Source organism: Labrys sp. (in: a-proteobacteria), assembly GCF_047605565.1.
Classification (GTDB): Bacteria; Pseudomonadota; Alphaproteobacteria; order Rhizobiales; family Labraceae; genus Labrys; species Labrys neptuniae.
Map to the genome: position 1 here is coordinate 231,973 of NZ_JASGFM010000005.1, position 25,659 is coordinate 257,631.

Here is a 25,659-nt window from a genome sequence, read left to right on the forward strand (position 1 = left end):
TCCGGTCTAGCGCCGCAGATCCGGCGGGGTCGCTTCCTTGACCAGTTCGGCGATTGCCTTGTCGAGCGGCAGCACCGACTGGGCCTGCGAGCCAAGGCGGCGGATCGAGACGGTGCGTTCCGCACCTTCCTTCTTGCCGAGGGCGAAGATCACCGGGGTCTTGGCGAGGGAATGCTCGCGCACCTTGTAGTTGATCTTCTCGTTGCGCAGATCGATCTCCGCGCGTAGCCCCGCCGCCCTGAGGGCCGCGACGACCTCCTGGGCATAATCGTCGGCGTCCGAGGTGATCGTGCACACCATGACCTGCTCGGGCGCCAGCCAGAGCGGGAAATGCCCGGCATGGTTCTCGATCAGGATGCCGAGGAAGCGTTCCATCGAGCCGCAGATGGCGCGGTGGATCATCACCGGTGTCTTCTTCTCGCCGTCCGAATCCACGAAGAAGGCGCCGAAGCGCTCCGGCAGGTTGAAGTCGACCTGCGTGGTACCGCACTGCCAGTCACGGCCGATGGCGTCCTTCAGGGTGTATTCGAATTTCGGGCCGTAGAAGGCGCCTTCGCCAGGGTTGATGCCGGTCTTGATGCGCCCGCCCGACTGCTCCTCGATCTGCTCGAGCACCCGCATCATCACCTCTTCGGCGCGATCCCAGAGCTCGTCGGATCCGACGCGCTTCTCCGGCCGGGTGGAGAGCTTGACCACGATCTCGTCGAAGCCGAAATCGGCATAGGTCGACAGGATGAGATCGTTGATCTTCAGGCACTCGGCCGCCATCTGCTCGTCGGTGCAGAAGATATGGGCATCGTCCTGGGTAAAGCCGCGCACGCGCATCAGGCCGTGCAGGGCGCCCGAGGGCTCATAGCGATGCACGGCGCCGAACTCGGCCAGGCGCATCGGCAAGTCGCGATAGGACTTCAGGCCGTGCTTGAAGATCAGCAGATGGCCCGGGCAGTTCATCGGCTTGATGGCGAAGACGCGTTCGTCCTCGGTCTCGTCGCCGGCGGACTTGGCCATGAACATGTTCTCGCGATACCAGCCCCAATGGCCGGAGATCTCCCACAGATGCTTGTCGAGCAGCTGAGGCGCGTTGACCTCCTTGTAGTCGGCCTTCAGGCGCCGGCGCATATAGGCGATCAGCTCCTGGAATATCGTCCAGCCCTTGCCGTGCCAGAACACCACGCCCGGGCCTTCCTCCTGGAAATGGAACAGGTCCATCTCGCGTCCGAGGCGGCGATGGTCGCGCTTCTCGGCTTCCTCGATCTGCTTGAGATAGAGGTCGAGCTCCTCCTGGTTGCGCCAGGCGGTGGCATAGATGCGGGTCAGCATCGGATTGTTGCTGTCGCCGCGCCAATAGGCGCCGGCCACCTTCATCAGCTTGAAGGCGGTGCCGATCTGGCCGGTCGAGACCATATGCGGGCCACGGCAGAGATCGAACCAGTTGTCCTGGTAGTAGATCTTCAGATCCTGGTCGACGGGGATCGCCTCGACCAGCTCGACCTTGAACTTCTCGCCCTTGTCGGCGAAGACCTGCCTGGCCTTGTCACGGCTCCATATCTCGCGGGTGAAGGGAGCGTTGCGGGCGATGATCTCACGCATCTTCGCTTCGATCTTCGGAAAGTCTTCCGAAGAGAAAGGTTCGGCGCGATAGAAGTCGTAATAGAAGCCGTTCTCGATCACCGGGCCGATGGTGACCTGAGTGTCGGGCCAGAGCGACTGCACGGCCTCGGCCATGACATGGGCTGCATCGTGCCGGATCAGCTCCAGGGCTTCCGGGCTCTCGCGGGTGACGATCTCGATGCGGGCATCGCGACCGATCTCCTCCGCGAGGTCGGTCAGCACCCCGTCGAGCTTCATGGCGATGGATTTCTTGGCGAGGGATTTGGAGATGCCCTCGGCAACGGCCTTGCCGGTCACGCCGGCATCGTAGGAACGCTGATTGCCATCGGGAAAAGTCAAAACAGGCATAGTTTTCTCCAGGCTCACTCCTGCCAACCAAGCAGGTAAGCGATTTCAGGTGATATAGGAGAGGCTACTGCCCCTCATCGCAGGTAAAAGGCCGTCGGCGGCCATAGCGCCACGGTCTATACCAGCTCGCGTCGGCGGGCAATCGTTCCGGCACGGGATCGAGGCCCGATCCGCCCCAGGGATGGCAGCGGCAGATCCGAAACAAGCCCATCCATCCGCCCGCCCACACGCCATGGCGCTCGATCGCCTCGTCGGCAAATTCCGAGCAGCTCGGAAAATAGCGGCATTGTCGCCCGATCAGGGCCGACAACGTGACCTGGTAGGTACGGATGACGAGATGTGCGGCAGTGCGGGGCCAGGTCATGACGAGATGCGACAGGGGTGAGAGCTTCCGGCCGGAATCGAAATCAAAGCTCGAGGGCGATGTCGGTCTGGAAGGTCTCGACGATCTCGATCATGCGCCGGACCTGGTCGAAGGCCGATTGCAGCCTTTCCTCCAGCTCGATGAGTTCGTTGAGGGAGGTGACGGTGAACTTGGTTCCGCGCAGGAATTCGCTGCGCTTGAGGGAAAGACTACGGTCCGCCCAGATGGATTTATAGGCGAGCACCAGTTCGTCGGGATAGCCCTTGAACAAGGCGACGAGATCCTTGTCCGTCTCTATGCGACTATGAACCTCGAACTTCTTGCCGCCGATCAACCCCGACTTGACGTTTCGCCGCAGGATCAGTTTCAACATGGGCGCCCCCGTCTTTACCTAGAGCAAAGCGCGTTCAAGCGTGAACGACTATTTACTCTAACTCCTTGTTCTCAAGCCAATCCAAAGGATTGGCTAAGGCGTCTTTGCGATTCTTGGTGATTCCACCAAATCGTAAAACGTTCCGAACACGATGCTCATTTCCGGAAAAACCGGCAAGTTCAAGAGCAGAATGGGGCTTTTCCGTCATAATTCGCAAGGGGCAGGGCGAATCCTGAGGTCGTGGGCTTCCTGGCTGCTCCGGAAAATGCCCAAATCGGAGTGTCGACCTTCAGGTCGACATCATCCAACGGCTCCGCTTCCGAGAATGTCGATCTGGAGATCGACACTCCTTTTCGAGCCTTACTCCGCCGCCTTCGCTTCGATGCTGTCGAAAGCGGAGACCACCGCATCGAAAGTGAGCAGCGTGGAGGCGTGACGGGCCTTGAAGTCGCGCACCGGTTCCAGCACAGCAGCTTCGGCAAAACGGCCTTCGGGGGGCGGGCCGTTCTCCTTGAGCATGCGGCGCATCGCCTCGCGCGCCTGCCGCAATTCGTCGGCGCTCGCGCCGATGATATTGCGGGCCATGATGGAGGAGGAGGCCTGTCCGAGAGCACAGGCCTTCACGATATGGGCGAAATCGGAGACCTTGCCGTCTTCAACCGCCAGCTCGACCGAAACGGTGGAGCCGCACAGTTTGGAATGGGCCGTGGCTGCGGCATCTGCGCGCGGCAGATGGCCGATACGCGGAATATTGGCTGCCAATTCGAGGATACGTTTATTATAGACGTCGTCGAGCATGGGTGGACGCTTGATTGAATGCGCTTCGCTCTCAACTATATAGGCATGAATGGGTCGGTTGGGGAGGGGTGTTCTCCAGGCCGGTATGATCTAAACCCGCAAGGCCGATTTTTGATGATCTGCCTTGGCGGTGGGAGTAGCTTTTGATGGATGCACTGGTGGATAAGCCTGCGGCCAAGTTGGAACGCGACGACGTCGCCCGCACCCCTATGCCTCGCCCGACGCGCAAGGAGGCCGAAGCCGCCGTGCGGACGCTGATCCAATGGGCCGGCGACGATCCCGATCGCGAAGGCCTGATCGACACGCCCAAACGGGTGGTCAAGGCCTGGCGCGAGATGTTCAAGGGCTATGAGCACGATGCCGGCGAAGAACTCGACACCATCTTCGAGGAAGTCGGCGGCTATGACGACATGGTGCTGGTGCGCGACATTCCCTTCTACTCGCATTGCGAACACCACATCGTGCCGATCCTGGGCCATGCCCATATTGCCTATTATCCGAGCGGCGGCGTGGTCGGCCTCTCCAAGCTGGCACGCGTGGTGGAGATTTATGCCCGGCGCCTGCAGACGCAGGAGCATCTCACCGCCAACGTCACCCAGGCCATCGAGGAGCGCCTCAAGCCTCGGGGACTGGCCGTGATGCTGGAGGCCGAGCATATGTGCATGGCCATGCGCGGCATCCAGAAACAGGGCGTTTCCACGGTGACGACCGGCTTTACCGGCATCTTCAAGTCGGAGCCGCAGCAGCAGATGCACTTCCTGTCCCTGGTACAGCGCGCCTACAAAGCACGCTGAGCGACACCCGACGGCGGCACTGCTCGTCACGAGCGCTGTCGTTCGGCGTTCGAGCGTCTTATTCCCTTTATGAGTCGTGCTGCACGCTGGCGCGCGTGTGGCATGGATCGTGCACGGGTTGGGGCAGCCATGTCTCGAAGGAGTACCGATGATGCTGCAATCGACTGAGCTCAAAACGCTGTTCCCGAAGGCCGAGGACATTCCTGTCGAGTTTCGCCTTCCGGGCGAGATCCATCAGGATTGCGTTCTGGTGAACGGCGAGTTGCTAGCATGGACCGGCGAGAAGCAGAGCGTGATCTCACCCATTCACCTGCGCGATGGGGAAGGGCGCTTACTGCCGGTCACCCTCGGCTCGGTGCCCGTCGGCGGCATCCCGGAGGCCGATGCCGCGCTCGCGGCGGCGGTCGGCGCCTATGACAATGGCCGCGGCGCCTGGCCGACGATGCGGGTCGCCGATCGCATCACCTGCATGCTCGATTTCATCCGCCAGATGGTGGCGCGTCGCAGCGAGATCGTGCGGCTGATCATGTGGGAGATCGCCAAGTCATTGCCGGATGCCGAGAAGGAGTTCGATCGCACCGTCGACTATATGCGCGCCACCGTCGATGCCGTGCGCAATCTCGACAATGAGAATTCACGCTTCCAGATCGTCGAGGGCACCATCGGGCAGATCCGCCGCACGCCCCTCGGCGTCGTGCTGTGTATGGGCCCCTACAACTATCCCCTGAACGAGACCTTCGCCACGCTGATCCCGGCCCTGATCATGGGCAACACCCTGGTGTTCAAGCCCCCACGCTTCGGCGTCCTGCTGTTCGAGCCGCTGCTGGAGGCGTTCCGCAGCGCCTTCCCGCCCGGCGTGATCAATTTCGTCTATGGCAAGGGCGCGGAAATCGTGCCGCATCTGCTGGAATCGGGGAAGGTGAATGCGCTGACCCTGATTGGTTCCAGCAAGGTCGCCGACCATCTCAAGAAGTTGCATCCCAAGACCAAGCGGCTGCGCGCCATTCTCGGGCTCGATGCCAAGAATGCCGCCATCGTCCTGGCCGATGCCGATCTGGAACTGGCCGTGAAGGAATGCCTTGCCGGGGCGCTGTCCTTCAACGGCCAGCGCTGCACCGCGTTGAAGATGCTGATCGTGCACCGCTCCATCGTCGATCGTTTCCTGCAGCGCTTCACCGAGGAGCTTGCCAAGCTCAGGATCGGCATGCCCTGGGACAAGGGCGTCAGCATCACGCCACTGCCCGACAGGGCCAAGGCCGAATACATGATGGCCTGCGTCGAGGATGCCGTGGCCAAGGGGGCCAGGGTGGTCAACGAAGGCGGCGGGGACGAGGTCGAGACATTGTTCCGGTCGGCCGTGGTTTATCCGGTGGCGGAGGGCATGAAGCTCTATCGCGAGGAGCAGTTCGGGCCGATCGTGCCGGTGATGCCCTTCGACGACATCGAGACGGCGCTGGACTACGTCATCACTTCCGAGCACGGCCAGCAGGTCAGCATCTTTTCGACCAGCGCGGATGACATCGGCACGCTGGTGGATCCGCTGGTGAACCAGGTCTGCCGGGTCAACATCAACTGCCAGTGCCAGCGCGGGCCGGACATCTTCCCCTTCACCGGCCGCAAGGATTCGGCGGAGGGTACGCTCTCTGTCACCGATGCGCTGCGGTCCTTCTCGATCCGTTCGATGATCGCCGCCAAGCAGACCGAGCCCAGCAAGAAACTGCTCGACGAAATCACGCGCAGCCACAAGTCGAAATTCATCCATACGGACTTCATCTTCTGAGCCCTACGCGTTTCCCGCCACCCGTCCCATGAGTATCAGCATGACGACCTCGTTCCCTGCGCCCGGCGACAAGGCCTCCCTGGAAGAAGGCCTTGTCTTCACGCCGAAATTCGACCGCGATGGCCTGATCACGGTGGTGACGCTCGGTGCCGAGCATGGAGAGGTGCTGATGGTCGCGCATATGAATGCCGAATCCCTGGCCCGCACGCTGGAGACCGGCGAGGCCTGGTACTGGTCGCGATCGCGCCAGGCGCTCTGGCGTAAAGGCGAAACGTCAGGCCAATTGCAGCGCGTGGTGGAATTGCGCACCGATTGCGACCAGGATGCTCTGATCATGCGCGTCGAGGTCGGCGGCGATGGCGGCTGTTGCCACACCGGCCGCCATTCCTGCTTCTACCGTGTGGTCAAGGGCGAGGATGGCGGGCCGGCACGGCTGGTGATGGCGGAGTGACCGCCCTCATTTCTCCACGAAAGCCTTGAGCCGGGCGAAGGCGGCATCCCATTGTGCGGATACCTCGTCGAGGTAGGAGCGCGCGGCCTCGATCGGCTCGGGGCGGTAGGCAAACTGCGTCTCGCGCCCGACACGAAGGCTCGAGACCAGACCCGCTCCTTCCAGGACGTGGAGATGCTTGGTGATGGCCTGGCGCGTCAGGCGCGTATCGGTCGACAGTTTGGCGATCGATTGCGCCTGTCCGCTGCTGAGCCGGCCGAGCAAGGAGAGCCGGGTCGGATCTCCCAATGCCGCGAAAGTCGCCGCGTGATCCTGGGTCGGTGGAGCGATATCAAGTCTCGACATAGGCTTTGATGTTCTTCATCTGCTCTTCCCAGCCGCCATCATTCATCCGGAACGCTTCGGCCCGGCGGTGGGCGGGAATGGCACCGAAGCCCGACTCGATACCGATTAATTGAGTTCCCGTCGCCGTCGGGCGCAAATGGAATTCCACCAGGGTTGGGGTTTCCTTGGAATAGTCGACGTCCGGATCGACGGCGTAGGGATGCCAGGTGAAGGAGAACAGGCGAGGCTTGTCCATGCTGACGACCTTGGCTTCCCACACGACATGCTCATAGCCGGGATAGGTGATGCGGCCGCGCGAGATCTGGCCGGGCACGAAAGGCCCGTCCAGCTTCACCCGGAACCAGGTGCCGAATTCCTCGTGATCGGTCAGGGCACGCCACACCCGCTCGATGGGCGCGTTCAGCTCGATGGTCTTTTCGATACGATCTGACATAATTGCAACCTCCTAGTTGCGCATCTATGTCAGATCGTAATGGTTTATGCAACCTTTTGGTTGCTTGATATGTCAACCGGTCCGTTTCATGCTCAGCACGGCGAAAAAGCTGATGATCGCCGCTGCGCTGACATAATAGCCCACCCAGGGCAGGCCGCCCTGCTGCAGCAGGATCTGGGCCAGATAGGGCGCGAGCGAGGCGCCCAGGATGCCGCCGAGATTATAGGCGCTGGAGGCGCCGGTGTAGCGCACCTTGGTGGGGAACAGGTCTGGCAGTAGGGCTCCGAGCGGCGCGAAGGTCAGTCCCATCAGCGCGAGCGACAGCGACAGGAAGACGAGGACCTCGAAGCTGTTGCCGCTGCCAAGCAGGATGGGCAGGCAGAAGCCCGAGGCCGCCGCCAGCGCGCTGGAGATCAGCAAGACGGGGCGAGCCCCGAAACGGTCGGACAAGGCGGCGGAGATCGGGGTGGCGATCGCCATGAAGATGACGGCAATGCAGAGCAGGCCAAGGAAATCGCTGCGGGAAATATGCAGCGCATTGACGCCATAGCCCAGGGCAAAGACGGTGGAGATGTAGAACAGAGCGTAGCACACCACGATGGCGAGGGAGCCCTGGATCAGGGGTACCCAATGGTCCCGGAGCACCTCGAGCAAGGGCACCTCGACGCGCTCGTTGCGGGCCATGGCCTCGCGAAATTCCGGCGTTTCGCTGATGGAGACGCGCAGATAGAGGCCGATCGCCACCAAAGCGGCGCTGATCAGGAAGGGGATGCGCCAGCCCCAGGAGAGGAAGCTTGCCTCGTTGAGGAACATCAGGAGGACCAGGAACAGGCCATTGGCCATGAAGAAGCCGATCGGCGGTCCGAGCTGGGGGAACATGCCGAACCAGGAACGCCGTCCCTGCGGGGCATTCTCGGTTGCGAGCAGGGCGGCACCGCCCCATTCGCCGCCAAGGCCGATGCCTTGGCCGAAACGCAGGATGCACAGCAGCAGGGGTGCCAGGAAGCCGGCCTGTTCATAGGTCGGCAGTGCGCCGATCAGCGTGGTCGACAGGCCCATCACCAGCATGGAGGCCACGAGCGTCGATTTGCGCCCGATGCGGTCACCGAAATGGCCGAAGAGGATCGAGCCGATCGGCCGGGCAAGAAAGGCGATGCCGAAGGTGAGGAAGGCGTTGAGGGCCTGTGAACCGGGCGCGGTCGACGGGAAGAAGGTCTGCCCGATCACCAGGGCAGCGGCCGTTCCATAGATGTAGAAATCGTAGAACTCGATCGTGGTGCCGACCAGGCTCGCCAGAACGATGCGACCTATTCCGCCCGGCACTGCCTGGGCACCACCGGAGCCTGCAGCCGAGTTGGCTTCAGCGTTTCCTGCCATGTTATTTTCCGTCTATTAATTGTGAAATATCGCGAGAGACCTGATTCGGCAGAAGGGCCGAAGCATTCGCGTTATCGCGCCGGGCGCCCGGAAGTGAAACAGGAAACGCAAATGTCTGCCAAAGATGATGTGACGATCGCTTTCTATGCTGAACAGGCGACTGCCTACACCACGCGGGGACAAGTGGCACAGAAACGGCGCCTCGATCAGTTTCTGTCTCATATCGCTCCGGGCGGAGCCATCCTGGAACTTGGCTGTGGTGCAGGACAGGATAGCGAATACATGCTGGCCAGTGGCTTCGACGTCACGCCGACTGATGGTACGCCGGAAATTGCGTATGCCGCCGCCCGGCGGCTCGGCCGGCCGGTCGATGTCCTGCTGTTCGAGGCGATCGACGCTGTCGGGATCTATGACGGTGTCTGGGCCAATGCCTGCCTGCTCCACGTGCCGCGCACCGATCTGCCCGCGGTCATCGGCAGGATCCATCGGGCGCTGAAGCCCGGCGGCGTTTTCCACGCCAGCTTCAAGGCCGGCGAGGCGGAGGGCAGGGACCAGTTCGGCCGCTATTACAATTATCCTTCGGCGGGCTGGCTCGAGCAGGCCTATCGGCCCGGCCCCTGGGAGAGCGTCGCGATCGAGGCCGCCAAGGGCGGCGGCTATGACAACAAGCCGACCGACTGGCTCTTCATCCTGGCCCGCAAGGCCGGACGCTGACACAGCGCGGCGCGCCGATCATAGGGCACCGATAGCCGAGGCTATACTACTTGCTCTGGCCTTACGGCAGCTTCCGGGAGTAGGGACCTCGCATCGGCACAGACCTTTGCGGAGGCGCTGCGCATGAACCAGGAACCATCATGAATCGCGCCCAGAAAGCCGCCCTTGCCAGTGCCGGCGTCGGCCTCGTCGTTCTTGCGCTGAAGTTCGGCGCCTATTGGCTGACGGGCTCGCTCGCGCTCTATTCGGATGCGCTGGAGAGCATCATCAACGTGGTCGCGGCGGGCGCCGCCTTCATCGCGCTGCGAGTGGCCTCCAAGCCTGCCGATGGCGGCCATCCCTATGGGCATCACAAGGCCGAATATTTTTCCGCCGTGATCGAGGGCGTGATGATCGTGCTGGCGGCGATCCTCATCCTGATCAAGGCCTATGACGGCATTCTCGCACCCAGGCCGCTGGATGCGCCTGCATTGGGCCTGGCAGTGAATGCCGTGGCGACTGCGATCAATCTCGGTTGGGCGGTGACTCTGCTGCGCTGGGGCCGGACCTGGCGCTCGCCGGCCCTGGTCGCCGATGGCCGGCACGTGATGACCGACGTCTGGTCGTCCGGCGGTGTCCTGATCGGCGTCGCCCTCGTGGCCGTGACGGGCTGGCTGATCCTCGACCCGATTCTGGCGGCGATCGTCGCCGTCAACATTCTGTGGTCGGGCTGGGTGATGATCCGCGATTCCGTCTCCAGCCTGATGGATGCCTCCGCGCCGCCGGAAATCCTCGACCAGATCGCCAAGATCATCGCCACCCACAGCGAGGGCGCCCAGGAGGCCCACGATGTCAGGACCCGCCAGGTCGGCAGCATCATCTTCATCGATTTCCATCTGGTGGTGCAGGGCACGATGTCGGTGACCGAATCGCATGCCATCTGCGACCGCATCGAACTGGCGCTCCGCCAGGCGATCGAGGGTGCGCGGGTGACCATCCATGTCGAGCCGGAGGAGAAGGCCAAGCACAAGGGCGTGCCCGTCCTGCTGGCCTCCTGAGACAAGTGCTCCGCGATCAGGTCTCGCGCGCCTGCCGCAGCATGGCGCGCACGATCACCCGGTGGAAAGGCAGCACGGCGGCGAGATAGGCGCGCCCGAGGCGGTTGTGGGTCAGGACGAGCGTCGTGAGCGTGACGCGCTGGCGCTCGAGGCGTGGCGATACGTTGACGATCACCCGAAAGTCGAGATGCCTGTCGTCGAAGCCGGCGACCAGCCGGTCCGGTGTCTGGCTGAGGACGGGAAAGATGCCGAGGACGCCCAGGCCCGCCGCTGAGGACGGCGGGCGGGTATGCAGGCCAAGGGGAGCGACGACGAGGTTCCTGAGAGCCAGAAGCGCAGCGATCCAGCGCGGTGAGCGGGCCATGATGCGCTCGGCGGCCCGTCTTGCGTCGAGTTTTGGCGGAGCCATGTCCAGCGCATAGGCGTCGGCGAACTGTGCGCCGGGAAGAAGGCTGGTGAGACCCGCGTCGGGCGTGACGGCGATGGTGTTCATGGAAACGATGCTCCACGCGCTCCAGGATCTCGGCAGAACGGAGCGATGACGCGGAGTATAGAGCCGCCGAGGACGAGGGGCGCGTGCTGCGATGTCGCACGCGCCCGCAATGCTCAGACCATGTCAGGCAGGGGAGCTTCTTCCGGCGCCGGTGCCGAAGGCAGCACGATGACCTTGGTGCCCGTCGGCACGCGGTTATAGAGATCGATGATGTCCTGGTTCATCAGGCGGACGCAGCCCGACGACACTTTGGTGCCGATGGTGGCCGGATTGGTGGTGCCATGCAGGCGATAGAGCGTGTCGCGGCCGTCGCGGTAGAGATAGAGCGCGCGGGCGCCGAGCGGGTTGTCGACACCGCCGGGCATGCCGTTGCGATAGGGTTCGTTCAGTTCCGGATCGCGCCGGATCATGTCGGGCGTGGGGGTCCAGCGCGGCCATTCGGCCTTGCGGGAGATGGTGGCTTCGCCCTGGAAATTGAACGCCTCGGTCTTGCCGACGCCGACGCCGTAGCGGATCGCCCTCCCGTTCTCCTGGACGAGATAGAGGAAGCGCTGATTGGGATCGACGACAATGGTGCCGGGCTGCTCCGCGGTCTCGTAGGGAACTTCGCGGCGCCAATATTTCGGCGGCACCTTGGCAAGGTTCACGGCCTGAACGGGAAAGCGATCATCCTCGATGCCTCCGTAGAGGGAGACATAGTAGGGATCAGGTGTAAAGGCCGCTTGCTGCAAATTGGCATTTCTCTGGCCACCTCTCGTTGCGCAACTGGCAAGAAAAAGCGGTGCGCCCAGAAGAAGTATGCGTCGCGTCAGTATCATCTCAACCCCGAATATCCAGTACCGTGTTCCAATGGCGGCTATCAGCCAGCAAATCTGAGGAGCGATTGCTCCAATGAATTGGGCGATAGAGGCGCATTGCGGCAGGATTGCGCATTGAAGCGAGACACAAGGACGTGATCGGCAAAAGCGCACGCAACTGTGATCGAATGGCAACAGAATTACGCCTGGCAGCTGGTATTTCGCCTCTTCGGCCACTGCCCGTGCTTGGGGGCGGCGTGAAACAACCGAAGACGCGACCCTTGTCAGGCCCAGGGTGCTTGACCCGAGCATCCAGTGGCCCCGCTCTCTTCCTCATCCGGAAGGGGTTGGATTGCCGGGACAAGCCCGGCAACGACAAAGGTCGAGCCATTCGATGCGATTATTTCGCGCCGCACCCTCAGCGGGCGATCACCTCGACATCGCCGTCATGGCCGGCCTTGACATCGAACTCGCGCGTATAGACCCGGCCTTCGTGGCGGGCCACCACGGTATAGTTGCCCTCGGCCAGGATCAGGGAGGGAAAGGCGCCGATGGATTCGCGGATGACGTCGCCGCCCGGCGTCAGGACCGACCAGGCCGTGTTGGCGATCGCCTCGCCCCCGGCCTGGCTCACCAGCTTCAGCGTCAGCGTCGCCGCCATCTGGTGGAAGGTGGCTTCCGTCAGTTTGCCGGCGCCGATCGAGATTTCGGCGGAGACGGTGGCGTTGGAATCGCCATAGGTGCATTCGACGAAATAGCGGCCCTCGGGCAGGCGCAGGATACTGGTGGCCGGAACGCCCTCGGCGATGAGGCGGCGCTCGCCGGTGGACTGGATCACCATGACGCGTGCGGTCAATTGCTCGGGCGGGATCGGCTTGTCGAGCACCGAGGCTTCGACTTGCAGGCCACCGGCCTTGATCACCAGGCCCTGCCGCACGGCTGCCTTGTCGACCTCGAATTCCTTGGTTGCAGCGGCGAGTCCATAGGCGGCATGCACGACGTAGCGCCCGGGTGCCAGTGAGAATTCGGGGGCTGGTTCGTCGGATTCGGCCATCTTCACCGCATCGGCCTCGCCCTTTCCGAGGCGGAATACCCGCCATTTCAGACCTGATGTGATCGGCGCGCCTTTTTCGGCAAAACTGGCGGAGAGTTCGACCTTGCGTGTGACGGCCGGTTCCTCGACCGCAGCCGGGGGCGCTGCCTGGGCAGGTGCCTGCGGCGCTGCCGCGGGGACGGCGGCAGGACTCGGCGGCGTCTGCGCGGCCGCGGGCACGGCCATCAGGGTGCCCGCCAGCAGGAGGACCGGAATCTTGAAGATCGAAGTCTTGGCAATCATGGCCGCCACGATTCACGGAAAGGCGGCGATTTCAAGCCCCATCTTCACCATGGTGTTCGCCACCGGCTACCTTGGGCGAGGATAGGGCATCGGGCAAGCCCTGGGCCTGGCGCTGGAGGCGCTCCGTCCGGGCGGCCGCCAGGATTGCGGCGAGCAGGCCGGGGAAGCGTGATTCGATGTCGTCGGCGCGTAGCGTGATCAGGCGATGCGTGCCCATTTGACGCGTACGCGTCAGGCCGGCCTCGCGCAGGCGAACATAGTGATAGGTCAAATTGGTCTTGGAACTCAGGCCGTTGAAGGCGGAGCAATTCTGCTCACCATCCTCGAAGAGGCCGAGGATGATGTCACGGCGAATGGGGTCGCTGAGCGCTTCGAGGACCGTCGTCAGTTCGATCTGGTCGGTCTCCGGATGAAAGATCGTCTTGGCCATGACAGGGAGATATCGACTGAATCCCATTTGTTCAAGAGTCATTGAACTCATTGACAGGGGCGGGGGTGAGTCCATAAGTTCAATAATTATTGAACTTATGGACTCACCATGTATCGGACCCTGACCTGGCTCGCACTGGGTGCCTTTGCCATCGGCAGTGAAGGCTTGATGATTGCCGGCATCCTGCCGCGCATCGCCGAGGATCTCGGCATTCCGGTCGGCCATGCCGGTCACCTCGTCACCATTTTTGCGCTCGCCTACGCGGTCGGCTCGCCCCTCATCGCGGTGGCGACGGCGCGTTGGGAACGCCGCACCCTGCTGATCACGGCCATGGTGGTGTTCAGTCTCGCCAATCTGGCGGCAGCCTTCGCCACCGGCTTTCTCACCTTGGCAGCAAGCCGTATCGTCCTGGCATTGTCGGCCGGGACCTTCATGCCGGCTGCCTTTGCCTATGGGGCGATGTCGGTCGAGCCCGCCAAGCGCGGGCGGGCCCTGTCCTTCATCTATACCGGCATGACCGTGGCGCTGGTGATCGGCGTGCCCTTGGGGACCGCCATCGCCGCACATCTGGGCTGGCGGGCGACGTTCGGCATGGTCGCCGCCATGAGCCTGCTGGTACTGGCCGGCATCGTCCTGAAGCTGCCGGCCGTTTCGGGGCCGCCGGCGCCGAGCCTCGCCGATCGCCTGGCCGTGGCGCGCCGTTCCGACGTGCTCGAAGTCATCGGACTGACGGTCGTGGTCCTGGCCGGTGCTTTCGGCGTCTACACCTTCATCGGGGCCTATCTCGAGACCGTTCTGGGCGCTTCTCCTGAGGCGGTTGCCGGCTTCCTGATCCTGGCAGGCCTGGCGGGGGCCGCCGGCAACACGCTGGGCGGCCATGCGGCCGACCGCTGGAACCACCGGCGCTTCCTCACCCTCGTCCTCACGGTGCTGGTCGTGAGTTTCGGCATCCTGCCACTGATCCCGGCCTTCTTGCCGGGGCTGGCCGGCTGGATCGGCGCAGGCCTGGTGCTGGTCCTATGGGGGCTTTTCGGCTGGGCTTTTCCGGCGGTGCAGCAGGTACGCCTGCTCGCCATCGACCAGCGCCTAGCCTCGGTCGTGCTCGCCCTGAACGCCTCGGCGATCTATCTCGGCACCGCGGCCGGGGCGGCCGTCGGTGCCGTGGTGGTCGAACGCTATTCGGTTCAGGCCATCGGCTGGGTGGGAGCGGGCACCGAGGTGCTGGCACTCGCTTTCCTGCTGGCGACACCCTACCGCCCGGCCCGGGAGACGCCGGCGGGAGCGGAGGTCGGTGCCATCGCCCGCCAGGATGCGGCGGAATGACCCGGCCGCATCCCGATGAACGGGAGTGGACGACAATCTCCTTCTTATCAGAGAGATAGGCGCGATTGCGTGACGGCATCCCGCGATCGCCCGGTCGTAAAGATGGGGAGGACTCGGGCCGATCGCGCCGGAAGTCCTACCCAAGGCCTGTCGCAGGGCTTATGTGAGCGTTCGTCTCCTCGGGCAAGGCGCGTTCGATCAAAACGCCGCCTCGCTCCAACGCCGCGCCTGGACGCGGCTTTGCGATTTTCGGCGCAGGCGCTGGATCGCAATGCATTGGGAATGTACGCCATGGATGCCATCGAGCTTCTGAAGACCCGCCGGTCTGTGCCCCCTGCCATGTTGTCGGCGCCGGGACCGGACGCCGCCCAGCTCGAAACGCTACTGGCCATCGCCACGCGCGTGCCGGACCATGGCAAGCTTCATCCCTGGCGTTTCGTGATCTATCAGGGCGCTGCACGCGAGAAGGCAGGGCAGGTCGTCTATGACGCCTTCATGGCGGCCTGTCCCGATGCGGACGAAGCGGTCCGCAAGAAGGAATCGACGCGTTTTACCCTGGCGCCACTGGTGATCGGCGTGGTCTCCACCGCCGCCAACCATGTGAAGATCCCGCTCTGGGAGCAGGAGCTGTCGGCGGGCGCGGTCTGCGAGAATCTGGTGATCGCCGCCCATGCGCTGGGCTTTGGTGCGAGCTGGCTCACGGGCTGGATGGCCTATGACGAAAGGGTGCTCGCCAAGCTCGGCATCGGCTCGCATGAAAAGCTCGCCGGCTTCGTGCATATCGGCACGCCCAGGGAAGCCGTGCCCGACCGGCCGCGTCCCAAGCTCGAAGATCTCGTCACTTACTATGGTCAAAATGCAGGTAATTAATTACCGCATAAGTAAGTAGCTGTTTTTGAAGGGAAAATTCAGAAGCTTGCTTGAAATATCGCGTTGACGTCCATCAGGCTCTCGTGTAGAAGCTCCCCAACTCGGCGGCCCCAGTTTCCGTTTTGGAGACGTGGTTTGCATTTGCAAGCCACTATGCCGCCTTGTCGTTTTCAACCGTCGGATCGACAGCGCAACCATAGGCGACACCATGTCCACCTTTACGCTCAAGACCGCCGATATCGAGAAGAAGTGGGTCATCATCGACGCCAAGGGTCTGGTCGTCGGTCGTCTGGCTTCCGTGATTGCCATGCGCCTGCGTGGCAAGCACAAGCCGACCTACACGCCCCATCTCGATTGCGGCGACAACGTGATTGTCATCAATGCGGACCAGGTGGTGTTCACCGGCCGCAAGTACAATCAGAAGGTCTATTATCATCACACCGGCCATCCGGGCGGCATCAAGGAGCGCAGCGCCAGGTTCATCCTGGAAGGCAAGTTCCCCGAGCGCATCGTCGAAAAGGCCGTGGAACGCATGATCCCGCGCGGCCCGCTCGGCCGCAAGCAGATGCTCAACCTGCGCGTCTACAAGGGTACCGAGCATCCGCACGAGGCTCAGCAGCCCCAGGTGCTCGATGTCGGCGCCATGAACGCCAAGAATGTGAAGGGCTGATCCGATGGCCGATACGCTCAATTCGCTGCAGGCTCTCGGCGAGGCTGCTGCCGCCGCCGAAGCGCCCAAGCATGTCCAGAAGCTCGACGCCCATGGCCGCGCCTATGCCACCGGCAAGCGCAAGAACGCCATTGCCCGCGTCTGGATCAAGCCCGGCGCCGGCAAGGTCACGGTCAACGGCCGTGAACTGGCCGTCTACTTCGCCCGCCCGGTGCTGCGCCTGCTGATCCAGCAGCCGCTGACCGTCGCCAACCGCACCGACCAGTACGACATCAACATCACCGTTGCCGGTGGTGGTCTGTCGGGCCAGGCCGGTGCCGTGCGCCACGGCGTCTCCAAGGCCCTGACCTATTACGAGCCCGAACTGCGTTCGGCTCTGAAGAAGGAAGGCTTCCTCACCCGCGACAGCCGCGTGGTCGAGCGCAAGAAGTACGGCCGCGCCAAGGCTCGCCGCTCCTTCCAGTTCTCGAAGCGCTAAGCTTCAGGACAAGACTTACGAAAACCCCGCTTCGGCGGGGTTTTTTGTTGCCCCGTTCACGGCTTGGGCGGAGCCGTCGAGCCTCGGACCACGAGTTCCGTCGAAAATTGCTGCCGGCCGGTTTCGTCGGGCGTATCGAGGATCATCTCGACGGCGAGCTGGCCTATGGCTGCGATCGGCTGGGCGATGGTGGTCAGCGGCGGTTCGGAGAAGGCGCTTTCCGGCACGCCGTCAAAGCCGATGACCGAAACGTCCGCCGGCACCGACAGGCCCCTTTGCTGCAGCCATTCAAGGGCGGCGAAGGCGATGCGGTCCGACATGGCCAGCAGCGCGGTCGGCGGGGCAGGGGCCGCGAACAGCCATGCCATCGCCTTTTCGACATCGGCTTCCTCGTTCTGCGTTTCGAAGATCGGCACGCCGGCGGTATCGATGCCCTGCTCGGCAAGAGCGGCGAAATAACCGAGCACACGGTCGCGCGAACTCGAATAGACGGCAGTCTCGACCTCCCGCATGGTCGCCGGGCCGGTTCGGTCGTCGGCGAAAGGCATGGACAGGATGGCGAAGCGCTGGTGACCGAGGCCCGCCAGGTGGCTGGCTGCTGCCTTGGCACCGGCAAAATTGTCGACGCCGATGGCGGCGATGCTTTCGTCGCGCGTACCCAGATGCAAGGCGACGAAAGGCAGCTGGCGCTCGCGCGTCAGCTCGACCAGCCGCGGGCCCTCGTCGATGCAGAACAGGATGAAGCCGTCCACCAGGGCACTCTGTACATTCCAGGCGAGCTTCTGGTCATTCATGGCCGAGACCAGGGCGATGCCGGCCCCACGCTCGTCGCAGGCCTTGGAAATCGCCGCCATCATCAGGCGGGCGAAAGGATCCTCGAAGAAATAGGACAGGGGTTCGGCCGTGACGATGCCGAGTGCGTTGACCTTGCCGGCGCGCAGCAGGCGCCCCTTCGGATCTGGCCCACGATAGCCGAGCGAAGCAGCGATCGCCTCCACACGCTCGCGGACTTCCGGTCGCACCAGGCGCGGGCGGTTGAAGACGTTGGAGGCGGTGCCCTGCGACACGCCCGCCGCCTTGGCCACATCCGCGAGCCGTATGACCTTGTCCAAGGGCTTCTCCCATTGCGTTTGCGCGATGTTCGGCGAACCGGCGTGCTGCCGGACCGTGCGATATCGGGCTACCGGCTGCCCCGCCGTCCGACCGCTCCCTTCGATGGGACGGCGAAGTAATGCGTCCGACTGTAGCATGTCGTTGGATCGATTCAATTTTACTTGACCCATGGCGGATTCGCCGTTAAAGTTTGAATCGATTCAATATCTTGTAAAAGAGTTCTCTGCCCGCGGCTTGCGGGCTATTTTTGCATAGAATATTGAATCGATTCAATAAATTCAAATGCGGAGCACCCGTGATGATTCCCTCGAGCTATTTCTTCAAGACCGCCTATCGGCGTCGCTGGGAACAGCCGGTCTCGCCGGAAGCCACGCCGGCAGCCCAGCCGAACCGAGCCTGGTACAGCACCCTGGCAACTGCGATCAGCCAGTGGCGCGCGCCCAGGCCTTCCGGACGAGGCGGACGCAAGGATCGTTGAAGGCGCTGAGCTCCTTCGACACCATGTGAGGATCTCGCTCAGGCTGGACAGGGCCATGGCTCTGCGGCCGGTATTGGTGGACCGGAACGTCGCGATATCCGGAGAGAGCGGGAGACGATGCGTGGAAGCCTCCGAGCCCGCACCGCCACTTGGATTGCCTGCGTGGATAGGCATGTTGCGCTATGTGTGACGATGGAAGACGCTGCCCGAAACGGCTTCTATGGCAAGCTCGGCCCTTGTCGATTCGGAACCGTGCCATGTCCTTCAGCGTCCGCGATATCTGGTTCAAGGGCTATCGTTCGCTACGCTCCATCCATTTCGAGGTCGGCGAGCTCAACGTGTTCGTCGGCGCCAATGGCACCGGCAAGACCAATCTCTATCGCGGCCTGCAGTTGATCCAGGCAGCGGCTCAGGGCAGCTTCGCCCATGAGCTGGCACGCGAGGGTGGCTTGGCGGCGGCCCTGTGGGCCGGAATGCGCCCGCGGAACGAGCCCGCCCGTATCCATCTCGATGTCGGCCTGGCGAGCGATACCGCCCGTTATCGCTACCGCATCGAGGCTGGGCTGGTGCAGCAGGCCGGCGGCGTCATTCTCGGCACCGGCTTTCTCGGCGAGCCGCAGGTCAAGGTCGAGACTCTCAAATTCGGCCATCGCGGCCGCGAGCAGACGCTGTTGGAGCGCAAGGGGCCGGCCGTTAGCATTGCCGGCACTGATGGCAAGCGGCGCCCGTTCGGCGTGCCGCTGCTGGCCTCGGAAACGGCCTTGGCGACACTGCACGATGCCGATCGCCTGGTCGACATCGCTGCTGTACGCCGCGCCTTGCTGGAATGGCGTTTCTATCATGGGCTGCGCACGGACCGCGATTCCGCGCTGCGCCAGCCCTGCTATGCCGTCGCCACGCCGACCCTGGCCTCGGACGGTCACGACCTGGCGGCTGTCTTTGCAACGCTCGTCCATATTCGCGCCGACAGCGATGCCTTATTCGAAACCGTGGATGAAGCCTTTCCCGGTGCCCGCCTGGTGGTGCCGATGCCCGATCGCATGGCCTCCTTCGGCATGACCTTCCCGGACAATCCCAAGCGCGTCTACGAGGCGAGCGAACTCTCCGACGGCACCTTGCGCTATCTCGCGCTGGCCGGGGCCCTGTTGTCGGCCCGCCTGCCGCCCTTCATCGCCTTGAACGAGCCAGAAGCCAGCCTGCATCCCGATCTCCTGGTTCCGCTGGCGGGCATGATCGTGCGCGCCTCGCGCCGGACCCAGATCTGGCTGGTGACCCACTCACAGGCTCTGGCGGATGCCATCGAAACCCTCTCCGGCGTGCCGGCGCACCGCGTGATCAAGCGCGGCGGCGAAACCTGGCTCGAAGGCCTGCGGCTATCGGGGGATTTCGCCGAAGACGACTGAGGACGCCTGGGGCTCGATATGGCGTGCTCAGCGCGTAGCATATTGCTCGTCGCTGACCTGTTCGAGCCAGTCGACGGCCTTGCCGTCCAACTGCTCCTGGATGGCGGTATGCGTCATTGCCGTGGTGGCAGTGGCGCCGTGCCAATGCTTCTCGCCGGGCGCGAACCAGACCACGTCGCCCGGCCTGATCTCCTCGATCGGCCCGCCCTCGCGCTGAACCAGCCCGCAGCCTGATGTTACGATCAGGGTCTGGCCGAGCGGATGGGTATGCCAGGCGGTGCGTGCGCCAGGTTCGAAGGTGACGCTGGCGCCGACGGCGCGCGCCGGCTGAGGCGCGCTGAACAGGGGATCGATGCGGACGGTGCCGGTGAACCAGTCCGCAGGTCCGCGCCCGGAAGGCTGCGAGCCGGCCCGCTTGATGTCCATGATGATCCTCGTGAGGGATGGGAGGGGGCCTGATCTTAGCGGTGATGGCTGCATCGTCATAGTCCGTTCAGCCCCTCTTCCCACCAGGGATGGCGGGAAGAGGGGCGAGCCGGGAACAGCGGTGGGCATCAACCAGGGAGCCCGCGATCATGCCGAACCTTGCTGGCGTCGAAGGCCCGCCTATTGGGTGACGGCTTCCGACGCGTATTTGAATGCCGGCGCTGCTTCCAGCTGCTCCTTGGTCATCGCCAGCATGCCACGAGCCGGATAGTCCCGTACCTGGTTGACGGGCTGGGTCTCGGGAGTCCCAGGTGCTGCCGATGGCGTGCCCGCAGGTGCCGGCGCACCGGCGGCGGGTTGAGCGGGTGCCGGTGTTGTGTCGCTCCAGGTTATGGCGGTGTAGGGCAGGGCCACATTCTTTTCCCCGATACCCAGGAAGCCGCCGACGCCGATGACGACACCGACCACAGTGCCTTTCTTGTCGACCAGCACGTCGTTGACGTTGCCGACATTCTCATCCTTGGCATTGTAGATCTTCACGCCGACGAGCTGGCTGGCCCGGTATTGGCCGGGCTCGGCCTTGGTGACGAAGGAAACGGCGCCCGTCGGCGCGGGGGTTGTCTGCTGAGCCAAAGCCGCGGCGGGCAAGCCCAGCAAGGTGACGAGGGCGATGGTGTAAGTGGCTTTTCTCAGGATCATGGAAACCTCCTTTGATGAGCCGTTCCACCCTCCAAACCACACTGGCGATGCGATGTTCCGCGTCGGCAGGGCTAACCGTTGCGGTGCGAGGCGGGGTCCCGCCATCGGACATATTCCCTTTGTCACGCATTGCCCTTAAAGCCAGGGGCGATATTCGTTAAGTAAAGCAGCGCCAGAGGAGATCCCATGGCTGGCCCAACCGACGATCCGCTTCGCCCGCGCCCGACCGACAATGCCGTCTTCCGCAAGGAGGTGCTTGGCGGTGCCACAGAGCCGACCTATGGCGGCATCCTGTCCTTCATGCGCCGGCGTTATCAGCGTGACCTGGCCGGTATCGATGTCGCCGTCTGGGGCATTCCCTTCGATGCGGCCGTCTCCAACCGGCCGGGCGCCCGCTTCGGGCCGCAAGGTGTCAGGCGCGCCTCGGCGATCTTCGACGGCGACCCGCAATATCCTTTCCAGGCCGACCCGTTCGAGCAGCTCGCCGTGGTCGATTATGGCGATTGCTCCTTCGACTATGCACGTCACGGCGAGATCCCGGCCTGTATCGAGGCGCAGGCGCGCGACATCATCGACACCGGCACCATGCTGTGCTCGATCGGCGGGGATCACTATGTCACCTGGCCGCTGCTCAAGGCCCATGCCGCCAAGCACGGCCCGATGGCGCTGGTGCATTTCGATGCCCACCAGGACACCTGGTATGACGACGAGGGCCGTATCGACCACGGCTCCTTCGTGGCACGCGCGGTGCGCGAGGGCATCATCCGGCCAGATCGTTCCATCCAGATCGGTATCCGCACCCATGCGCCGGACGATTGCGGTATCGAGATACTCTACGGGGAAGACCTGGAGACGCTCAGCGTCGCCCAGGTGGTCGAGCGCGTCCGCCAGCGGGTCGGTGATGCCAAGACCTATATCACCTTCGACATAGACTGCCTGGATCCGGCCTATGCGCCCGGCACGGGTACACCGGTCGCCGGCGGTCCTTCGTCGCGTCAGGCCCTGATGATCCTGCGCCGGCTCGGCTTCCTCGACATCGTCGGCTGCGACTTGGTGGAGGTCGCGCCCGCCTATGACCATGCCGATATCACCTCGATTGCGGGCGCAACGGTGGTTCAGCATTATCTGGGCTTGATTGCTGAGCGGAAGCAGGGCAAAGCCGGGACATGAGCAACGAACGCAAGAATTCCCTGACCTATGCCGATGCCGGTGTCGATATCGATGCCGGCAATGCCATGGTCGATGCCATCAAGCCCCTCGTCCGGGCCACCCGTCGCGTCGGAGCCGATGCCGAGATCGGCGGTTTCGGCGGCCTATTCGACCTCAAGGCCTGCGGTTTCAAAGATCCTGTCCTGGTCGCAGCCAATGACGGTGTCGGCACCAAGCTGAAGGTAGCGATCGAGACCGGCATCCACGACACTGTCGGCATCGACCTGGTGGCGATGTCGGTCAACGACCTGGTGGTGCAGGGCGCCGAACCGCTGTTCTTCCTCGACTATTTCGCCACCGGCAAGCTGGCTCCGGGGCAGGGCGTCGCCATCGTCAAGGGCATCGCCGAAGGCTGCAAGGATGCCGGTTGCGCCCTGATCGGCGGCGAGACCGCCGAGATGCCGGGCATGTATGCGGACGGCGACTACGATCTCGCCGGTTTTGCCGTCGGCGCGGTGGAACGCGATGCCATCCTGCCGCGTGGCGGCGTGGCCGAAGGCGACGTCATCCTCGGCCTGGCGTCCACGGGGCCGCATTCCAACGGCTATTCGCTCATCCGCAAGATCGTCGAGCTTTCGGGCCTGGGCTGGGACGCGCCAGCGCCCTTCGCCGAGGGCAAGACGCTCGGCGAAGCGTTGCTGACGCCGACGCGCATCTATGTGCGGCCTTTGCTGGCGGCGTTGAAGGCGACAGGTACGGCCGTCAAGGCGCTCGCCCACATCACCGGCGGCGGCTTTCCGGACAATATTCCGCGCGTGCTGCCGGATGGCATCGCCGCCTCCATCGACCTCTCCTCCTTCACGCCACCGCCTGTGTTCGGCTGGCTGTCGCGCACGGGCGGCGTCGAAGCCCATGAGATGCTGCGCACCTTCAATTGCGGCATCGGCATGATCGTCGTTACTGCCGCAGCAGATGCGCAAGCCGTGGAAGCGGCTCTCGGCGAAGCCGGCCTGCCTGCGTCCCGCCTCGGCACGGTGGTGAAGCAGGAAGGTGCCGAACGGGTCGTCTATCGCGGCACGCTGACGCTATGAAGGGACGCAAGCGCGCCGCCATCCTGATCTCGGGGCGCGGCTCCAACATGGCTGCGCTCATCGAGGCTGCGAAGGACCCTGCCTATCCAGTTGAGATCGTTGCAGTTATCTCCAATCGCCCGGGAGCGCCCGGGCTGGCTCGGGCCCGTGAGGCCGGTATCGCCGCCGAAGCGATCGACCACAAGGCTTTTGGCAGCCGCTCCGATTTCGAGGCGGCGCTGGAAGCCCGGCTCGAAGCCCATGTCGTCGATCTCGTGGTGTTGGCGGGCTTCATGCGGCTGATGACGGCGCCTTTCGTCCAGAGCTGGACCGGGCGCATGATCAACATCCATCCGGCCCTGCTGCCGGCTTTTCCCGGGCTCGCCACCCATGAGCGCGCGCTCGAGGCCGGGGTGCGCCTGCATGGCTGCACCGTCCATTATGTCACGCCCGGCATGGACGAAGGGCCGATCATCGCCCAGGCGGCCGTGCCCGTGCTGCCCGGCGATACCGCTTCGGACCTCGCGGCGCGGGTGCTGCATGCCGAACACAAGCTCTACCCGGCCGCCCTTGCGCGCGTGGCGCGCGGCGAGGCGCCGGTCATGGGCGAGCGCGTCGAGATCGCACCCGGCGATCTCCTGTTCTGCGAGTGACATCTGCGGCTGCGTTGTCGCCCTATTAAAGCTCGTTACCGGCCCAGCCTTTTCATATGGAATTTTCGAGGAACCAGAATGTCGATCATCAACGGTGTCGCGTTTCGCATGAAGAAGGGAACGGCTTTGTCGTCAGCCGCTGCGTGCTGCGCCGTCTTGCTGGCTCTTGCAGGCGCCGCGCCGGCATTGGCCGAACCCGCCACCGCCGAAGGCGCGCGCAAGCTCACCGAGACATTCCAGTCCTATATCGGCTCGGTGCCGTTCGAGAAGGGCTTCATTGCCATCGCCCCTAAGGACGATGGCTATGACGTGACCCTCTCCTTCGATGGCAGCAAGCTCGACAATGCCAAGGGCAAGGGCGTCGGCGAAGTGGCCCGCATCAATCCCTATGTCGTGCGCCTGACACCGCAGCCTGACGGCAAATGGGCGGTAAAGAGCGGCCCGGCGCCCATCGCCGCGGCCTGGAGCCGGGAGCGGGAGGGCAACACGGAGACCGGCAGCCTGAATTTCGCTGCCTGTGCCAGCCAGGGCGTGTTCGCTCCCAAGCTGATGAGCTTCGAGACCTTGGTCGCCGGTTGCGACGGCAGCAGCGCGACCGTGCGCAACCATGATGCCGATGTCGACCTCTCGACCGGCAAGTTCGGTTTCGAGACTACCAGCAAGGCTGATGAGGCCGATGGCGTCGACGTCAAATTCGACAGCAAGCTGGAAGGGCTGAAGGGCAAGGTCCAGGACAAGAAGGATCAGCAGTTCCCGGTTGCTTTCGAACTGGCCGGCGGCCAGCAAACGCTTTCGGCGACCGGCATGCGCTTTACCGCGATCTACGATCTTGTCGCCTTCCTGCGCGACCACCCCTCCAAGGGGGAGATCGTGCTGGCGCAGGACGAGCTCAAGACCAAGCTGCGGACCGCATTGCCATTCTGGCGGGAGGTTTCGAGCACCTCGAGCATAGAAGGGCTCGGGGTCAACCTGCCTTTCGGCCAGGTCAAGCTGGCCAAGGCGACCCAGGCTTACAGCCTCACCGGCCTGGTGAAGCAGGGCTACTATTCCGATGCGCTCGACTATTCCGGCCTCGTGATTCCGGATGTGGTGGTGCCCGAATGGGCCCGCTCGCTGATCCCGGCCCAGGCGAATTATTCCACCAAACTGTCCTTGAACGGCCTCGACGGCATGGCGGACGTATTGATCCGCGGCCTCGATGCCACGCAGGATCCGCCCTTCAGCAAGATGATGGCCGTGGCGCTGATGACCCGGCTGCTCGACGGCGATCTCAACTACAAGGTTGATTTCAACGTCGCCGCGCCTGCCTATACCCTGAAGGGCGACGGCAGCGCGGCGGTCAATCCGGAGCCGACGGCCAGCCTTGCAGTGGCTGCTACCGGCTTCGATGCGGTGGTGGAAGGCCTCAGCAAAGCCGATGCCGAGGACGCCCGCAAGGCGGTGTTCTTCCTCTCCTTCGTGAAGGGGCTCGCCAAGGAAGAAGGCAATGGGCAACTGGTCTGGAACGTCTCCTACGACATCGTCACGCATAGCGTGAAGGTCAACGATCAGATCTTCCGCCTGCCGCAGCCCGATTGAGTCAAACCCTGCCGGCGGTGCGCCTGCGGCCGATGATGGTCATGAGGCCGCCGACCAGCAGGAAGGCCGCACCGAGCAAGCCGGCAAGGCCTGCAAAGAACCAGCGCCCGAGCAAACCGTCGAGCGTGGCATCGGTCGGAATGGCCGGATTATAGGCGACGGTCACGCTGTCACCTTCGCGCAGGAACGAACTGCGCACGAGGTTGGTGAAGCGGATGACACTGCCCTGCGGTGTCGAGAAGCTGACGACCGGATAGGGATTGACCGA

At 63.7% G+C, this 25,659-nt stretch carries 30 protein-coding genes; 15 read left to right on the plus strand and 15 right to left on the minus strand.

Annotated elements, in window-relative coordinates:
- Positions 1-6: 6 nt before the first annotated feature.
- From thrS to QM672_RS07825, 4 genes are all read right to left on the minus strand, one after another.
- A complete protein-coding gene (gene thrS, locus QM672_RS07810) occupies positions 7-1,959 on the minus strand; it encodes a threonine--tRNA ligase (RefSeq protein ID WP_415081747.1) in 1,953 nt (650 codons plus the stop codon).
- 64 nt (positions 1,960-2,023) lie between these two features.
- Entirely contained in the window at positions 2,024-2,323 is a 300-nt protein-coding gene (gene yidD, locus QM672_RS07815; protein ID WP_415081749.1) for a membrane protein insertion efficiency factor YidD, read from the minus strand.
- A 43-nt stretch (positions 2,324-2,366) separates the two neighbouring features.
- The gene (locus QM672_RS07820) at positions 2,367-2,696 is read right to left on the minus strand and encodes a hypothetical protein (RefSeq protein ID WP_311935428.1); all 330 of its coding nucleotides are present in this window, start codon (positions 2,694-2,696) and stop codon (positions 2,367-2,369) included.
- Between the two features lie 360 nt (positions 2,697-3,056).
- Positions 3,057-3,494 (minus strand): iron-sulfur cluster assembly scaffold protein, encoded by a 438-nt coding sequence (locus tag QM672_RS07825; RefSeq protein ID WP_311935426.1) that lies wholly within the window; start codon positions 3,492-3,494, stop codon positions 3,057-3,059.
- Positions 3,495-3,640: 146 nt separating this feature from the next.
- Here QM672_RS07825 and folE point away from each other — a divergent pair, with 146 nt between their 5' ends.
- The 3 genes from folE to hisI all read left to right on the plus strand — a co-directional run bounded on the left by folE (position 3,641) and on the right by hisI (position 6,519).
- A complete protein-coding gene (folE, locus tag QM672_RS07830; RefSeq protein WP_311935424.1) occupies positions 3,641-4,288 on the plus strand; it encodes a GTP cyclohydrolase I FolE in 648 nt (215 codons plus the stop codon).
- Between the two features lie 148 nt (positions 4,289-4,436).
- Positions 4,437-6,068, plus strand: coding sequence for an NADP-dependent glyceraldehyde-3-phosphate dehydrogenase (locus QM672_RS07835; RefSeq protein WP_415081752.1), 1,632 nt, complete (start codon positions 4,437-4,439; stop codon positions 6,066-6,068).
- 40 nt (positions 6,069-6,108) lie between these two features.
- A complete protein-coding gene (gene hisI / locus QM672_RS07840) occupies positions 6,109-6,519 on the plus strand; it encodes a phosphoribosyl-AMP cyclohydrolase (RefSeq protein WP_394308150.1) in 411 nt (136 codons plus the stop codon).
- A gap of 6 nt (positions 6,520-6,525) precedes the next feature.
- Here hisI and QM672_RS07845 read toward each other — a convergent pair whose 3' ends face one another.
- The 3 genes from QM672_RS07845 to QM672_RS07855 form a co-directional block, all read right to left on the minus strand.
- Positions 6,526-6,864 carry a helix-turn-helix transcriptional regulator gene (locus QM672_RS07845; protein WP_311935419.1) on the minus strand — a complete coding sequence of 113 codons (339 nt, stop codon included), beginning with the start codon at positions 6,862-6,864 and terminating at the stop codon, positions 6,526-6,528.
- The gene (locus QM672_RS07850; RefSeq protein ID WP_311935417.1) at positions 6,851-7,297 is read right to left on the minus strand and encodes an SRPBCC family protein; all 447 of its coding nucleotides are present in this window, start codon (positions 7,295-7,297) and stop codon (positions 6,851-6,853) included. Before QM672_RS07850 ends, QM672_RS07845 begins: the two co-directional genes overlap by 14 nt.
- 72 nt (positions 7,298-7,369) lie before the next feature.
- Positions 7,370-8,674 (minus strand): MFS transporter, encoded by a 1,305-nt coding sequence (locus tag QM672_RS07855; RefSeq protein WP_311935415.1) that lies wholly within the window; start codon positions 8,672-8,674, stop codon positions 7,370-7,372.
- Positions 8,675-8,785: 111 nt separating this feature from the next.
- Between QM672_RS07855 and QM672_RS07860 the strand changes: the two genes are divergently transcribed.
- Both QM672_RS07860 and QM672_RS07865 read left to right on the plus strand, forming a co-directional pair.
- Positions 8,786-9,388, plus strand: coding sequence for a class I SAM-dependent methyltransferase (locus tag QM672_RS07860; protein WP_415081756.1), 603 nt, complete (start codon positions 8,786-8,788; stop codon positions 9,386-9,388).
- A 140-nt stretch (positions 9,389-9,528) separates the two neighbouring features.
- The gene (locus tag QM672_RS07865) at positions 9,529-10,425 is read left to right on the plus strand and encodes a cation diffusion facilitator family transporter (protein ID WP_311935411.1); all 897 of its coding nucleotides are present in this window, start codon (positions 9,529-9,531) and stop codon (positions 10,423-10,425) included.
- A gap of 16 nt (positions 10,426-10,441) precedes the next feature.
- Here QM672_RS07865 and QM672_RS07870 read toward each other — a convergent pair whose 3' ends face one another.
- The 4 genes from QM672_RS07870 to QM672_RS07885 form a co-directional block, all read right to left on the minus strand.
- Positions 10,442-10,918, minus strand: coding sequence for a DUF2867 domain-containing protein (locus tag QM672_RS07870; RefSeq protein ID WP_415081758.1), 477 nt, complete (start codon positions 10,916-10,918; stop codon positions 10,442-10,444).
- A 113-nt stretch (positions 10,919-11,031) separates the two neighbouring features.
- Entirely contained in the window at positions 11,032-11,736 is a 705-nt protein-coding gene (locus QM672_RS07875) for a L,D-transpeptidase (RefSeq protein ID WP_311935407.1), read from the minus strand.
- A gap of 397 nt (positions 11,737-12,133) precedes the next feature.
- Entirely contained in the window at positions 12,134-13,051 is a 918-nt protein-coding gene (locus QM672_RS07880) for a hypothetical protein (protein WP_311935405.1), read from the minus strand.
- 31 nt (positions 13,052-13,082) lie between these two features.
- Positions 13,083-13,481, minus strand: coding sequence for a helix-turn-helix transcriptional regulator (locus QM672_RS07885; RefSeq protein WP_311935403.1), 399 nt, complete (start codon positions 13,479-13,481; stop codon positions 13,083-13,085).
- Between the two features lie 108 nt (positions 13,482-13,589).
- Between QM672_RS07885 and QM672_RS07890 the strand changes: the two genes are divergently transcribed.
- The 4 genes from QM672_RS07890 to rpsI all read left to right on the plus strand — a co-directional run bounded on the left by QM672_RS07890 (position 13,590) and on the right by rpsI (position 16,822).
- Complete coding sequence (locus QM672_RS07890) at positions 13,590-14,804, plus strand: MFS transporter (RefSeq protein ID WP_415081761.1); 1,215 nt, start codon at positions 13,590-13,592, stop codon at positions 14,802-14,804.
- 291 nt (positions 14,805-15,095) lie between these two features.
- The gene (locus tag QM672_RS07895; protein WP_311935399.1) at positions 15,096-15,674 is read left to right on the plus strand and encodes a nitroreductase; all 579 of its coding nucleotides are present in this window, start codon (positions 15,096-15,098) and stop codon (positions 15,672-15,674) included.
- 208 nt (positions 15,675-15,882) lie between these two features.
- Positions 15,883-16,344: a 50S ribosomal protein L13 gene (gene rplM / locus QM672_RS07900; RefSeq protein ID WP_311935397.1), complete on the plus strand. Its 462-nt coding sequence runs from the start codon at positions 15,883-15,885 to the stop codon at positions 16,342-16,344.
- 4 nt (positions 16,345-16,348) lie between these two features.
- Positions 16,349-16,822: a 30S ribosomal protein S9 gene (gene rpsI, locus QM672_RS07905; protein WP_068289830.1), complete on the plus strand. Its 474-nt coding sequence runs from the start codon at positions 16,349-16,351 to the stop codon at positions 16,820-16,822.
- 56 nt (positions 16,823-16,878) lie between these two features.
- Here the strand turns inward: rpsI and QM672_RS07910 are convergent, their stop codons facing one another.
- Positions 16,879-17,934 carry a LacI family DNA-binding transcriptional regulator gene (locus tag QM672_RS07910; protein ID WP_415081764.1) on the minus strand — a complete coding sequence of 352 codons (1,056 nt, stop codon included), beginning with the start codon at positions 17,932-17,934 and terminating at the stop codon, positions 16,879-16,881.
- Between the two features lie 296 nt (positions 17,935-18,230).
- On the opposite strand from QM672_RS07910, the gene QM672_RS07915 reads away from it, so the two are divergent.
- On the plus strand, positions 18,231-18,413 hold the full coding sequence (locus tag QM672_RS07915) for a hypothetical protein (RefSeq protein ID WP_311935390.1): 183 nt from the start codon (positions 18,231-18,233) through the stop codon (positions 18,411-18,413).
- Between the two features lie 257 nt (positions 18,414-18,670).
- Positions 18,671-19,816 carry an AAA family ATPase gene (locus QM672_RS07920; RefSeq protein ID WP_415081767.1) on the plus strand — a complete coding sequence of 382 codons (1,146 nt, stop codon included), beginning with the start codon at positions 18,671-18,673 and terminating at the stop codon, positions 19,814-19,816.
- 27 nt (positions 19,817-19,843) lie between these two features.
- Here QM672_RS07920 and QM672_RS07925 read toward each other — a convergent pair whose 3' ends face one another.
- On the minus strand, positions 19,844-20,242 hold the full coding sequence (locus QM672_RS07925) for a cupin domain-containing protein (protein WP_311935386.1): 399 nt from the start codon (positions 20,240-20,242) through the stop codon (positions 19,844-19,846).
- Positions 20,243-20,422: 180 nt separating this feature from the next.
- Positions 20,423-20,941 (minus strand): PRC-barrel domain-containing protein, encoded by a 519-nt coding sequence (locus QM672_RS07930; protein WP_367623159.1) that lies wholly within the window; start codon positions 20,939-20,941, stop codon positions 20,423-20,425.
- Positions 20,942-21,127: 186 nt separating this feature from the next.
- Here QM672_RS07930 and speB point away from each other — a divergent pair, with 186 nt between their 5' ends.
- The 4 genes from speB to QM672_RS07950 all read left to right on the plus strand — a co-directional run bounded on the left by speB (position 21,128) and on the right by QM672_RS07950 (position 25,391).
- Complete coding sequence (gene speB, locus QM672_RS07935) at positions 21,128-22,111, plus strand: agmatinase (protein WP_415081770.1); 984 nt, start codon at positions 21,128-21,130, stop codon at positions 22,109-22,111.
- A complete protein-coding gene (gene purM / locus QM672_RS07940) occupies positions 22,108-23,181 on the plus strand; it encodes a phosphoribosylformylglycinamidine cyclo-ligase (protein ID WP_415081771.1) in 1,074 nt (357 codons plus the stop codon). The genes speB and purM overlap by 4 nt, the downstream gene beginning before the upstream one ends.
- Positions 23,178-23,813 carry a phosphoribosylglycinamide formyltransferase gene (gene purN / locus QM672_RS07945; RefSeq protein ID WP_311935377.1) on the plus strand — a complete coding sequence of 212 codons (636 nt, stop codon included), beginning with the start codon at positions 23,178-23,180 and terminating at the stop codon, positions 23,811-23,813. Before purM ends, purN begins: the two co-directional genes overlap by 4 nt.
- 78 nt (positions 23,814-23,891) lie before the next feature.
- Complete coding sequence (locus QM672_RS07950) at positions 23,892-25,391, plus strand: hypothetical protein (protein WP_415081774.1); 1,500 nt, start codon at positions 23,892-23,894, stop codon at positions 25,389-25,391.
- Position 25,392: 1 nt separating this feature from the next.
- On the opposite strand, the gene QM672_RS07955 is transcribed toward QM672_RS07950, so the two are convergent.
- On the minus strand, positions 25,393-25,659 hold a 267-nt coding region (locus QM672_RS07955), incomplete at its 5' end, for a DUF3592 domain-containing protein (RefSeq protein WP_415081776.1).

Bases quoted from the DNA above. Each gene is read 5' to 3' on its own strand.
- rpsI (WP_068289830.1), top strand. From the start codon at position 16,349: ATGGCCGATACGCTCAATTCGCTGCAGGCTCTCGGCGAGGCTGCTGCC.
- hisI (WP_394308150.1), top strand. From the start codon at position 6,109: ATGACGACCTCGTTCCCTGCGCCCGGCGACAAGGCCTCCCTGGAAGAA.
- QM672_RS07845 (WP_311935419.1), bottom strand. From the start codon at position 6,864: ATGTCGAGACTTGATATCGCTCCACCGACCCAGGATCACGCGGCGACT.
- QM672_RS07880 (WP_311935405.1), bottom strand. From the start codon at position 13,051: ATGATTGCCAAGACTTCGATCTTCAAGATTCCGGTCCTCCTGCTGGCG.
- QM672_RS07925 (WP_311935386.1), bottom strand. From the start codon at position 20,242: ATGGACATCAAGCGGGCCGGCTCGCAGCCTTCCGGGCGCGGACCTGCG.
- QM672_RS07920 (WP_415081767.1), top strand. From the start codon at position 18,671: ATGTCCTTCAGCGTCCGCGATATCTGGTTCAAGGGCTATCGTTCGCTA.
- QM672_RS07855 (WP_311935415.1), bottom strand. From the start codon at position 8,674: ATGGCAGGAAACGCTGAAGCCAACTCGGCTGCAGGCTCCGGTGGTGCC.
- QM672_RS07820 (WP_311935428.1), bottom strand. From the start codon at position 2,696: ATGTTGAAACTGATCCTGCGGCGAAACGTCAAGTCGGGGTTGATCGGC.
- QM672_RS07950 (WP_415081774.1), top strand. From the start codon at position 23,892: ATGTCGATCATCAACGGTGTCGCGTTTCGCATGAAGAAGGGAACGGCT.
- QM672_RS07860 (WP_415081756.1), top strand. From the start codon at position 8,786: ATGTCTGCCAAAGATGATGTGACGATCGCTTTCTATGCTGAACAGGCG.
- purM (WP_415081771.1), top strand. From the start codon at position 22,108: ATGAGCAACGAACGCAAGAATTCCCTGACCTATGCCGATGCCGGTGTC.
- QM672_RS07825 (WP_311935426.1), bottom strand. From the start codon at position 3,494: ATGCTCGACGACGTCTATAATAAACGTATCCTCGAATTGGCAGCCAAT.
- QM672_RS07875 (WP_311935407.1), bottom strand. From the start codon at position 11,736: ATGATACTGACGCGACGCATACTTCTTCTGGGCGCACCGCTTTTTCTT.
- purN (WP_311935377.1), top strand. From the start codon at position 23,178: ATGAAGGGACGCAAGCGCGCCGCCATCCTGATCTCGGGGCGCGGCTCC.
- QM672_RS07890 (WP_415081761.1), top strand. From the start codon at position 13,590: ATGTATCGGACCCTGACCTGGCTCGCACTGGGTGCCTTTGCCATCGGC.
- QM672_RS07835 (WP_415081752.1), top strand. From the start codon at position 4,437: ATGATGCTGCAATCGACTGAGCTCAAAACGCTGTTCCCGAAGGCCGAG.
- folE (WP_311935424.1), top strand. From the start codon at position 3,641: ATGGATGCACTGGTGGATAAGCCTGCGGCCAAGTTGGAACGCGACGAC.
- yidD (WP_415081749.1), bottom strand. From the start codon at position 2,323: ATGACCTGGCCCCGCACTGCCGCACATCTCGTCATCCGTACCTACCAG.
- QM672_RS07865 (WP_311935411.1), top strand. From the start codon at position 9,529: ATGAATCGCGCCCAGAAAGCCGCCCTTGCCAGTGCCGGCGTCGGCCTC.
- QM672_RS07930 (WP_367623159.1), bottom strand. From the start codon at position 20,941: ATGATCCTGAGAAAAGCCACTTACACCATCGCCCTCGTCACCTTGCTG.
- QM672_RS07885 (WP_311935403.1), bottom strand. From the start codon at position 13,481: ATGGCCAAGACGATCTTTCATCCGGAGACCGACCAGATCGAACTGACG.
- speB (WP_415081770.1), top strand. From the start codon at position 21,128: ATGGCTGGCCCAACCGACGATCCGCTTCGCCCGCGCCCGACCGACAAT.
- QM672_RS07850 (WP_311935417.1), bottom strand. From the start codon at position 7,297: ATGTCAGATCGTATCGAAAAGACCATCGAGCTGAACGCGCCCATCGAG.
- thrS (WP_415081747.1), bottom strand. From the start codon at position 1,959: ATGCCTGTTTTGACTTTTCCCGATGGCAATCAGCGTTCCTACGATGCC.
- rplM (WP_311935397.1), top strand. From the start codon at position 15,883: ATGTCCACCTTTACGCTCAAGACCGCCGATATCGAGAAGAAGTGGGTC.
- QM672_RS07895 (WP_311935399.1), top strand. From the start codon at position 15,096: ATGGATGCCATCGAGCTTCTGAAGACCCGCCGGTCTGTGCCCCCTGCC.
- QM672_RS07870 (WP_415081758.1), bottom strand. From the start codon at position 10,918: ATGAACACCATCGCCGTCACGCCCGACGCGGGTCTCACCAGCCTTCTT.